Annotated in this window: 9 protein-coding genes; 5 read left to right on the top strand and 4 right to left on the bottom strand. The window is 46.5% G+C overall.

The features are described 5' to 3' along the window. Window positions 1–659: 659 nt before the first annotated feature. Complete coding sequence (locus PLA01S_RS25125; protein WP_503826092.1) at window positions 660–2024, bottom strand: alpha-L-fucosidase; 1365 nt, start codon at window positions 2022–2024, stop codon at window positions 660–662. A gap of 112 nt (window positions 2025–2136) precedes the next feature. On the opposite strand from PLA01S_RS25125, the gene PLA01S_RS25120 reads away from it, so the two are divergent. Next, a complete protein-coding gene (locus PLA01S_RS25120; protein WP_127594520.1) occupies window positions 2137–3030 on the top strand; it encodes an AraC family transcriptional regulator in 894 nt (297 codons plus the stop codon). A 158-nt stretch (window positions 3031–3188) separates the two neighbouring features. Here PLA01S_RS25120 and PLA01S_RS25115 read toward each other — a convergent pair whose 3' ends face one another. Further along, entirely contained in the window at window positions 3189–3509 is a 321-nt protein-coding gene (locus PLA01S_RS25115) for a Ger(x)C family spore germination protein (protein ID WP_127594519.1), read from the bottom strand. A 276-nt stretch (window positions 3510–3785) separates the two neighbouring features. On the opposite strand from PLA01S_RS25115, the gene PLA01S_RS25110 reads away from it, so the two are divergent. Then, entirely contained in the window at window positions 3786–5117 is a 1332-nt protein-coding gene (locus PLA01S_RS25110) for an ABC transporter substrate-binding protein (protein ID WP_127594518.1), read from the top strand. 487 nt (window positions 5118–5604) lie between these two features. Here PLA01S_RS25110 and PLA01S_RS25105 read toward each other — a convergent pair whose 3' ends face one another. After that, window positions 5605–7911, bottom strand: a complete 2307-nt coding sequence (locus tag PLA01S_RS25105; protein WP_164817513.1) for a pectate lyase family protein — start codon at window positions 7909–7911, stop codon at window positions 5605–5607. A 260-nt stretch (window positions 7912–8171) separates the two neighbouring features. Between PLA01S_RS25105 and PLA01S_RS32715 the strand changes: the two genes are divergently transcribed. The 3 genes from PLA01S_RS32715 to PLA01S_RS25095 all read left to right on the top strand — a co-directional run bounded on the left by PLA01S_RS32715 (window position 8172) and on the right by PLA01S_RS25095 (window position 10862). Beyond that, window positions 8172–8870, top strand: coding sequence for a hypothetical protein (locus tag PLA01S_RS32715; RefSeq protein WP_246059826.1), 699 nt, complete (start codon window positions 8172–8174; stop codon window positions 8868–8870). 190 nt (window positions 8871–9060) lie between these two features. After that, window positions 9061–9642 (top strand): hypothetical protein, encoded by a 582-nt coding sequence (locus PLA01S_RS32710; protein WP_246059824.1) that lies wholly within the window; start codon window positions 9061–9063, stop codon window positions 9640–9642. Between the two features lie 938 nt (window positions 9643–10580). Next, window positions 10581–10862, top strand: a complete 282-nt coding sequence (locus tag PLA01S_RS25095) for a hypothetical protein (protein ID WP_127594516.1) — start codon at window positions 10581–10583, stop codon at window positions 10860–10862. A gap of 150 nt (window positions 10863–11012) precedes the next feature. Here PLA01S_RS25095 and lepB read toward each other — a convergent pair. Continuing rightward, window positions 11013–11348, bottom strand: a 336-nt coding sequence (lepB, locus tag PLA01S_RS25090; RefSeq protein ID WP_127594515.1) for a signal peptidase I, incomplete at its 5' end; no start/stop codon positions are given.

The raw sequence follows: 11348 nt of genomic DNA, 5'->3' as shown, positions 1-11348 counted from the left end.
ACTGGACGTGAAAACCATTGAATGTAGCATTAATTTCGACTACAATGCCCCACTCGATGTGCAGACCACTGTTGGAGTGATTCTCCAGCATTCAACGGTTACCACAGCGCTTAAATGGCCTGTTTGAGCGCTTTTCATCCTGTATGAGGAACGCTGTATGACCAAAATCCGCAAAAATGACCTACTTTCAGCCGAATAAGCTCCACTGCAAACGTGACATCCGGAAGGAGGCCATTTAAAGGCGATTAGGCTCCGTGGTGACCGTTAGAGTCTGAAAGCCTCCATGAGCCATATATTTTAAAAAAACAAAAGCAACCTCCGCTCTGTTGAGGGTAGGTTGCTAAGACAGGTTTGCTAGGACTGGTCACTTTGATAGGTTACTTTGATAGGTTACTTTGGTAGGTTACTTTGGTAGGTTGCTTTGGTAGGTTGCTTAGCAGGTTGCAGTAACAAAATTGCTATAACAGATTGCCATATTCGTCTACCAGCTAGTTCTAAAATAATGTCTCGACTCTTCCGCTAGCGATGGCTCCAACCATTCCTGAACCGACACCTGAATGCCGGCATAGACCCGTACGCATGATTTCAATCGGACGCTCCCCCGGCTCATGAGTCCTGCCAGGCGATGACCGGCCCCTGCTACCCAAGCTTCGGTCTACTCATCGGCTTTTCAAGAAAAGCTCGATGACAGGGACGGTTACGTTCGGCTTCTTGACCGGCAGCAGCAGCGTCAGGATATCGCGCGGCCTTCCCTCGTTGAAAGCGCCCGCTTCCATCGTCATTTCCTCTTCGCCTTGCTTCATTTTAATTTCCGAAGCATCGTTCAGCAGTTGCGCATATTCCACCATGCCCGTCAAACCGCGCAGATGAATATGCTTGAAAGGCCAGCTGTAAACGTGCAGATAAAGACGGTTGTTCTCCGGATTGTAGGTAAAACGGCAATCTTCCGGACATTGAAGCTCCTCCGGCGCGGCCGTACAGCCATAAATCGACTTGCTGTGGCGTTTCATCCATTCGCCAATGCCCTTCAAACGATCGATGGCACGTTCATCGAATTCACCTCGACCTGTCGGTCCGACGTTAAGGAGCAGATTGCCTCCCTTGCTTACCGTGTCTATTAACATTTTCACAAGGGTGTCGACGCTCTTCCACGTTTCTTCGTCGCGGTAATACCCCCATGAGCCGCTGAAGGTATGACACGCCTCCCAGACAACGCGCTTGCCGTTCGTTTGAATCCACTCGCGCGGTTGATATTGCTCCGGCGTCGTGATGTCCCCTTTCACCTGCAGGCGATCATTCAGCAAAATATGCGGCTGCAGCTCGCGAATAAGCTTCACCAGCTTCTCACTTTGCCACTCTTCCTTGCCTTTTCCAGGGAAGCCTTGTTCCGACGGGATAGAGAAATCGAAAAACATCAAATCGATCTTGCCGAATTTAGTCAGCAGCTCCCTCGTCTGCTCATGCATGTAGTCGACATACTTCTGCCATTCGCGGTGCTTCTGGTCTTCCAGAAACTCCTTATTATATCGAAGCGGATGTTTGACATCGAGCGTATAATGCCGATGATGCCAATCCAACAGGGAGTAATACAGTCCCGGCCTAATGTTCTTTGACTTGAATGCTTCTATCATCGGCGTCAGCAGGTCTCGGCCTGCCGGCGTGTTGGTCGCTTTGTAATCAGTCAGAGCCGAATCCCATAAGCAAAAGCCTTCATGATGCTTCGTGGTGACTACGAAATATTTCATACCGGCGTCCGAGGCAAGAGTAGCCCATAGCTCGGGATCGTACAAATCCGGGTCAAAGCGCTTGAAATATTTGTTGTACTGCTCATTCGTCATAAATTCCCGGCCCTTCATCCACTCGTGCCTGGCGCCCAGCGAGTACAAGCCCCAATGAATGAACATGCCGAAACGATCATGCGTATACCAGCTTGAATCCCCTGTTGTCTGCTCAATTTCAAATCCCATTCGATAATCCTCCCGTAACCGTTGTTTGGCTGTTCTTGTTTTGGATATCGCTTTCATTACTTTCATTCCAGCGGTTGATAGTCTATAATTATAGCTGCTTCCTATTAAGAGTTCTCTAGCTGATATTGCTGTAAAGTTAAGGGATATTGCTTTTCGGAGGGACTGCGGCATGACAAATCCTTATCAAATCAAGCAAGACGTCCCGCATCGCGATCTGGACTTTCCGTTTGATGTCTTCCACATCATTCCGCCCGGCAAGGAAGTGCTGCACCTGCATTGGCATGATGACTTGGAACTCATCTATTTTATCAGGGGAAACGCGACCTTCTATATCGGCTCCGAGACGGTTAAGCCGGGACCTGGCGATTTGATGTTCGTGAACAAGGGCATGATCCATACGGGGTTTGCGGATGACGAGCATCAGGTGGAATATTACGCGTTGGTCTTTCATTCCGTGCTAGCCGAAAGCCGGGTGGCGAGCTCCAGTCATGTGCAAATCACAAATCCTTATGCTTCCGGAAAACGTTTTTTTCCCATCCTTCTGCCGGTAACAGATGCGTATAATTCGCTCATCGCCGGTATTGTCAAGCAGATGATCGCCGAATACGAGCAGCAGGCTATAGGCTATCAGGTTGCGATCCAGTCCATGCTGCATCTGCTGCTCGTACATTTATCCCGCCATCACCATCTGCATGGACCAACTGGTTCCGCAGATACGGTAGGCGCGGAATTAACCGATAGATTCAAAGAGCTTATCGCGTTTGTGGAGCGGCATTATCCGGAGAAGCTCACCGTACAGCAAGCAGCCGGCATCGTCAATTTGAGCGAATACCACTTTTGCAGAACCTTTAAGAAGGTAACCGGCAAGACGTTCGTGGAGTACGTCAATTTGCTCCGCATCAACGCCGCCGAGCAATTATTAATCCATTCCTCCGATCCGATCACGGAAATCGCGTTTAAAGTCGGCTTCGGCAGCGTTAATTATTTCAGTCAAATGTTCAGGCAGTACAAGAGGCATTCCCCTTCGCAATGCCGGAAGCGGTATGCGCGGGGACTCTCATAAACCGCACATCGATTGGCGGGTGTGCTCCAGATGGAGAACGCCCGCCGATCCAGCTCGAAGACGGTCTCGGCCGACTCGCCGGACCTTTGTATATACGCTCACTCCAAATTTTTGCAAGCCTCTTGTCAGCGCTCCTTAGACCCGATCTCCTTATCCCCTCAAGAAACTCGCAGCCCTTTAATTCCCATATACCCTGCAATTTCAAACGGCTTTGTTGTCTCTACCATCTTCGCGTCTTTAAAATAAGCCATTCCGAGCAGATTAATATTCTGTTCTTTCTTCACTTCAACATAAGGAAGAAAACCCTCTTGCCCTATCTTAGAGGAATTGCTCCAAAACAGGCCGACGTAATCAATCCGAAACTTGCCTAGCTTAACGGCATTGTCCAACGTGGATAGCAAGTAAAGACTCGGAACGCGTTCCAGTTCAGGGAAGCGGTCCTGTTTTTTTTTGCATTTCCTTTTGATATCATAATCCACAGCGTTCTCGTATCGTCCCTCTTGATGGGCTGTCGATTAAGAGCAGCACCGTCCAATACCCGGTTCCGAGAATCAACAATAGATTCGATCGCCCTATATTTACGATTATAGCCGTATATTTTTGATGGAAACACTCCTATACAATAGTGTCAAATACTTGCAAACGCGAACGCAAAACTTGTATGCGCTTACAGGCAACGGCACAGACTTTGAGAGGGGGTGGTCTGGATTCGGGGTTTAGGATTATCCATTTCAAACTAAGGGAGGGAAAACGAAATGTTGAAAAGAAGAATGGGACTGCTGTTGGTAATTATTCTGATTTTAAGTATAATTGCAGCTTGTACTAACGGTAATACTGAAGGTACTGTTAATACTGAGGGTACTGTTACGCCGTCGGGCGGTAATGATCCGACAGCAGAACCTCCGGCGCCGGAAAATGCCGAAGTCACATTTTCTACAATATTTTCCGATGAAGAATTTGAAGCAAATGTAGGGAGTTACGTGAAGAAAAAGTTCCCTACATACACGATTAACCATATTTCGAATAGAGGACTTTCATTGGAACAACTAGTAGCCGCTCAAACGAAGTTTGATATTTACTTCACAAGAGCCGGTGGATTTTTGAATGCATACGAACCGATGAAGTTGACTTATGATATGACGGAGCTAGCTAAAAAACATGGAGTTGACTTAGCTTCGTTTGCCCCGGGGTTTATTGAATCTGCCACGTTTGAAAACCAACTTTACGGCCTTCCTATTTTTAACGATTCTCTTGTTTTGTTCTATAACCGAGATTTATTCGACAAATTCGGGATTCCATATCCGAAAGATGGCATGACGTGGGAGGAGACGTTTGCACTCGCCCATCAATTCGATCGGAATGAAAACGGAACGCAGTATATGGGACTTTGGATGTCTCCGAAGCACTACTTCCGCATGAATTCCTTATCGCAAGGTTTCATTGATCCGGAAACGAACAAGGTGACGGTAGACAACGATAATTGGAAGAGGATTCTTAACCTCTTCACTGAATTGAGCAGAAATCCTGGCGTTCAGAATATGGCTAAAGCAAATTTCCCAAGTCATGATCACTTTAGAGGAGCAGCAGGCGTTTCCGCCATGTATGTATTTTTAACCGAATGGATCGCGGTTTCGCAAGAACAACTTCCGCTGAACTGGGACATGGTTTCGATGCCGGTCTTCAAAGATCTTCCGGATAATGGCACTCAACCTTACGCCAACTATGCAGGTATTACTTCCATTTCCGATAATAAAGATGCGGCAATGCAAATTTTAAAATATTTAACGTCTGAAGAGTTCCAAATGGAAGTATCAAAAAAAGGAAAGATTTCTCCATTGAAATCACAGCAGGTTAAAGATCTTGCATTTGAAAACCATCCAGACCAAGATAAAAACTTCGACGCAGTGTATGTGAACGGAAATGCTCCAATGCGTCAATTACATCCATTAGAAGATCACATCGTTGACTTAATGAATGATAAAGTAACTGAACTTGTAACAGGGCAAAAAGATGTCAATACAATCCTAAGAGAGGTACAAGAACTGGGGCAACAAACGGTTGATCAGGAAATGGAAAAATTGAAGTAACGGGAAAACCCCCGACTCTGAATATGGAGTCGGGGGTTTCCTATCGCGATCCATTCAACTATGGCGATAGAGGGCAATCTGCTCCCCCTGGTGACCAACTGCTTGATTTAATCTGCGATGAAATTAGTGAGATGTACCGTAGTCGTTGGGCCATTGAGATCTTCTACTAGTGGATCAAGCAGCATTTGCAGAGCAAGCATCTCTACGTCACAAGCGAAATGTATGAGGTTTTATGTAACGCTAGTGATTTAAGATATAGTTGTTAATCTGCTCAAGATCATCGCTCTCCAACAATGGTAAAGTACGACATTCAAACTCAAAAACCTTATTTACCAACTTTTCTCCCCCTTCCCCTTATTTCAACTAAAAAAGACAGCCGGTCGCGAGACCGGCTGCCGCATGGTTTATTGAGCTATAGTCTTCTTAAGCGCTGATATAATTCGGAACAGGTCGGAAGCGGAGTTGCTCGTTCAAACCCTCTATTAATTTACTTCTTGTCAGCCTGTCCTTTTATTCTAATTGAACGATTGATCGAAGCGTGGCTTACATTGCCTGCAGCATCGGTTGCCGTTGCGGTGATGGTATACGTTCCGTTGTTCAGTCTTGTTGATTCGGCACTAAATGAACTGTTCGAGTCAGCCGTTGTCGTCAACGTTGCGTTTTTTGTCGATCCCGATGAAGTGCCTGTCAATGTGATTGTCACGATGCTGCTCGGTTCTGCCGTTCCGCTTATGCTCGGAGTACGCATGTGGATTTCCGCCGACTCTGCCGGAGCTATAATAACAGGTGCTTCTGGCGCTGTAATGTCCTCGTTGACCATTAGACCCGCATATCGAGTAACAAGAAAAGGAATATCCTCGGCATCATCCAGTTCGTAGGCGTAGGGCGGATTGGTAAAAGGCGCCACGCTGTCGTAGCCCTCTGGTGTAACGGCACCCGTATCCATTAATCCGCTTGTGTTGTCATAAATATTGCCCGTAGCCGTGATGTACGCCGGACGACGGTCGGGGTACATAAACTGGTGCGGATTTTTTACGTTCTTGAAGTAATTGTTTTCCACCAGCATCGACGCGAAGACGCCTACGCCGATGGCGTAATTGTTGTTACTGGCCGTGTAGTAGTTGTTGTAGGCGTGCGCCTGACCGAACAGGACGCGTGGCATCCGCTGATCGGTATTGTTGGCGAACCAGTTGTGATGATAGGTTACCTTGTTCTTGCCTGTGTCGGTAGCATCATGTTCCGCGCCTCCGCCGTCCAAGCTGACCATACGGTGAGGATTATCCGGATCGGTGTAAAAGAACTTGTTCCATGAAACGGTGACGTAGTTAGTTCCTTGGGTGAGGTCCAATAAGCCGTCACTGGCATCCCAGATGTTCAAGTGATCGAACCAAAGATGATGCGAATTTCTCACGGCGATCGCGTCGGCAGGGCCGAAGATAGGCCAGATGCCTTGGAAGTTCAAGTGGCGAATAATGATGTTGCTGCTATCGTCTATGGTGATGCCGCCGCGGATGGTCGCGTACTGGTCCTCCCCCAATATCGTCTTGTTGCTGCCTACGCTGATAGGCTGAGCCCCGGATGTGATCGTTCCGGAAATGACGATGACTCTTGGTTCGTCGTCTCCAGCCAGTTGTTCCAGTTCTTCCAGCGTTGTCACCGTCCGAGGTTCGGCATCGCCGCCGCCTGTCGTCCCGCCCTGTCCATCAGCCTCCACGGAGGCCCACCCATGAAGCTCCATGGCAGGTTCCGTATGCGGCCTTAAACTACTTTGAAGCGTCAGGGTTGCCTCATCCCAGGAGACGTCCAAGGCCATGGCTTCGGATATTTCCCGAATAGGAAGCATCCAATTGCCATCCAGAACAAATGGACGAACCTCCGATTCGATTTCCAAACCGTTCACGATCAGCTGAGTCGACTGCTGTTTGAGCCTTGCTTGACTCGGCATTGAATTAATCAGAACGGCATTCTTTTCCTCATTCCAACCAACATCAGCGCCAAATTCTTCAGCTATCATATCTACAGGTACCATGACTTGGCCGTTCGCTCTAACCGGCGGAACATCCGACTCCGCCTCTTCTCCATTGACAACAATGGTTACGGGAGTCCTATCAATGTCTCGTGGTTCTTCAATTACAGGGTCTACGGGATCAATAGGAATCGGAACGTCAAGCGACTTGATTTCAATGTAGTTGATCTTAATGTTTTCCGTGGCGGAATCTTTCGGATCGAGGGTCAGTTTGCCGTCGGTCACATCCGCTTCTACCGTTTTGGAAACGTAAGTTTGTCCAATCGGTTTGACGTGTTCCCATTTGCCGTCAACTTGTTTGTTCTCGAAGATGACGGTCTCTTCAGCCAAGAGCAACAATTTTCCTTTGATTTGGTCCGGATATCGAATATCGCCTATGCTGACCGTCACTTCATACTTGCCGTTCGGAACGGCAATTTCCCAAATAATCCCTTGGCCAAATTGGTTCAAGGTTGCTAGTTTAAGATCCGGTTCGATTAAGCTGTAATCTCTGGCGGCTCCAACAATGCCTGGGGTCCATCCATACGTAAAGCCATTCCCGCGTTCGCCGTACGCATCCCCGTTGTCGGGCAGATACCCTTCTGCCGTTTGAGACCCTTTGGTCTGGAAGTCGATTTTGACCTCATCGGTTGTATCCGGATTCGTAACCGGATCTGTGAGCGGGACGATTTCGTAGGATTCCGCAGCCGGAACTGCCGTAGAGAAAATCACAATCAATGGAAGTAAGAGTGCCAGTATCAGAACCGAAACTTTTTTTGATGCCTTCATCAATAATCCCTCCGCATTCATTCATAGCCTCTCGGCATTCGCCGAGGCAGATGGGACAAGGGGTTTCTTGTACCACCAAACTTACTCTCCTCCTACTTCGTAGGGGGTTTTTTTCATTAATTTCCTTTTTTCATTATGGGAAATATTCTAGAATATTTGGTCATTTTCTTCGAAAAAGCCTTGACAAATCCTTCATTTTTCCAAAATTGCGTTGTAAGGGTTCCTTTTTCAACCTATAAATCGCGATTAGAGTGCTTCTCTTGAAACCTATTTTTGTTCCGCATGTGGACTACCAAGGCTTTGTTCTTAAGCAACTTCGTACTCAGATTGGGCCCGGTATCGTCATCATCAATAAAGACTGGCCGCTTCTAGCAAAATTATGGATGACTGACCTTTCTCCCCTCACAACGTTTCTTCGAGACACTTACTCGGATCGGGGCCCTGAACCTCGAGATCCAGCATCTATGTTTCGATCCTTTTTCTTGTTCCTTTTGACCAACCCTGAAAAGGGATTAACCGAATGTGTGAATGTCTTGAAGCGGACACCTATCTATGCCATTCTTTACGGCTTCGACTATGACGATCTTCCTGTCGTCGGGACCTTCTATGAATTCTTCAGACGCTTTTGGCCTGCGGTAGACAATAATCTTAAACCGATGAAGCAACCCAAACGCAAGAGCAAACCAAAGAAAGGGAAGAAAGGAGAGAAAGCGCCTACGGCTACACCGGGCAGAGTGAACCGTCTTGTCACATGGATGATGCGTCACGCGGATAAGAAAACAGCTTTACCAACGGATCCCTTGTTCGATTTCTTTCAGTCACAAATCCTCGCCGTGTCGGCGAATTTAGGCTTACTTGGGGATGTTTCAGCGCTTAGTGCTGCCGGTGATGGAACCCCCATAGTCACCGCTGTCTATACAAGAAGCAATCCACCTGTGATTGTCATGCCGAAGGTATGACGGGGTGCAACCATCCTCGTATTTACTCCCAGCCCGACTGCAAATCGGGCTGGGACGGCTCTAGAGAGAAGTGTTATAACGGATACCATCTCTACATGATTTCTGCGGCTGATAGTAAATAGACTCGCCTTTGTACCTTAGACTGCAGCCTGCTTCCAGGCATGACGCTGTCAGTCTAGTTATGAGTATGATGGAATGCAAGCAACGTTTCAACCTTGGCGTCATCGATAAGATGTTGCTCGATGCCGCTCATGATGCTGAGGCGGTTTACATGCTTCTGGATCATCAGAACATCGAGCCCTGCATCGATCTTAACAACCGCAGCAAGAAGAATACGACGACGGAAAGTGACATTCACATTTCTCCAACGGGTATTCCGATCTGTCCGAAAGGCAACGAAATGAAGCCAACCGGGTTTGACATATCCCAGGATCGCCGTAAGTGGAGATGCTCTTTGACCTGCGGGTACTCCGATGCCAAATACGGGCGGACATACCATACACACAGCAGCGATAATCTTCGCCTGTTTCCCAGAACCGCTCGCGGGTCGGAGAAGTGGAAGTTGATTTACAAACGCTGCACGTCCATTGAGCGTTCCAACAAGCAGGAGAAGATCGATTACAAGTTCGAATCCGGTAGGCACCGCTCGACGATGATGTGGTACATTCGCATCTACGGCATTATGACCTGCCAGCACATGTATGCCTGGTATGTAAGCCAGAAAGATGAATGGGACAAGCTGAAAGCTACCATTTGCCCTACTGTCGCTTAAGTTTTTCAAAAAAGCGTTTCGCCTAAATTGTCGATGTCTGCCCATTCTTGAAACTGGTTTTCAATTTCCATACTTTCCAGCTCCAACTGTCTTCTTCCTCCAATTTCACCTCCAATGATGTTCCGAGAGACTATATTCATTCATTCCTCATTCCGATTACCAAGCTTTTGTCCTCTAGCATCCACGAACCTCTTACGGTCCCGGCGTAGTCCTCATCAACAAGGATTGGCCCTCCTTTATCCCCCCCTCTAGAAGTCGTTTGTCGTCACAGACAAAAATTTGAAGAACTTTTCTTGTAAGCGCTCTATTCTTCTCATATTATACGGACTTCACAATTGAGAAACTCTAGCGGATATTGCTTAATAGTTAAAAGATTTTGCTCTTTGCGCTTTGCCCCATTCGTGCTGAGTTCGCGAACGGCATCTTATAAGAGGCGGTGCAACGTGCTCTTGGTAATTATATAATAATTATTTTTTTCGTTTTCGAAGTCGATTTTACTAACTCAACTTTCGCAGCAACAAATTAGCTTGAATACCTTGCGGCTGTAAGCGTCGAGCCTCATTTTTTCTTGACTTGACAAAAAAACACCTGCTTAGTTTGGTATCTCTTACTTTACGGGTTTCGAACATTTGTTGCTTGGAATTTTATTATATAGTTTCCGCCTTACGAATGTAGACAATATTCTGAAATTCTGTTTTCTGTTTGGGGGAATTGTCCTCGGATACATTACTAACAACAACTTTTACACGTATTCATCTGCTTTAATTCTAACCGTTTTCACGATTGTTCGTTTAATTGAATCCATCATAGAAATAACCATGTACTCACCCGAAAATGAAAATCCTGTTGAATCATAATTAAATAGTTTATTATGACCTGGACCCAAAATCAGATAGATCCAAAAACAGGGTGACATAAAGTCACCCAAAGGTTACTTTATGTCCGAAACCCAAGTTGAAATGGTCTACACGGCTCATGATGTCATCGGCCAGGAATTCGATAACGTTATTGCTTTCTTGGATCATACATTCTATCACACGGAAGAAGGGAAATTGTTCACCCGAGGATTCAGCCCCTATTACCATCCGACCAAAATGTTATTCCAAATTCTAACGAGAACACGGAAAAAGCTTCAACTTATTATCATTAGAAATGAAGTGCTGTTAAGCACCTGCTTAAGTATTCTTGGAATCATGCCAGAACTGGAAGAAGAAAATTAAGCGTGCTGCCTTTCATTAAACACAAGAGGCCGACGAGTTTTGCCGGACTCTTGCGAAATGCAAACCTGCCCGTTAGTTGAGAAAAAGCAGCCGACCAAAAAGCGGCTGCCTCTTTATGTCTTCATTGAGCTATCGTTTCCCGTTAGCTCTTTACGGGCTACCGATCACCCCAACCACTTTCCCCTCAATTTTATCTGTGGGTAATGGCCCAAAGAATCTACTATCATTACTGCGAAACCAATCATCACCTACAATATAAATGCTGTCTTCAGGGATCTCAATTTCCTTCATAGTTAATTCCTCAAAATAATTCGCTATATTTTCGATGTTTTTTCTTATGTAATCTTCTAAGTCAACACGCTCTAAAGCTTTTTTCAAACTATCGAGATCAGCACCCAGTCGATGTGCTCTTCCGTAAAAGGCATCAAGCAATTTCCCGTTAATATAGATCTGTCCTTTTTCAATCTTTACTTTTTCGCCAGGTAG

This window comes from Paenibacillus lautus NBRC 15380 (assembly GCF_004000945.1).
Classification (GTDB): Bacteria; Bacillota; Bacilli; order Paenibacillales; family Paenibacillaceae; genus Paenibacillus_AQ; species Paenibacillus_AQ lautus.
This window is presented reverse-complemented; position numbering and strand designations above follow the sequence as displayed.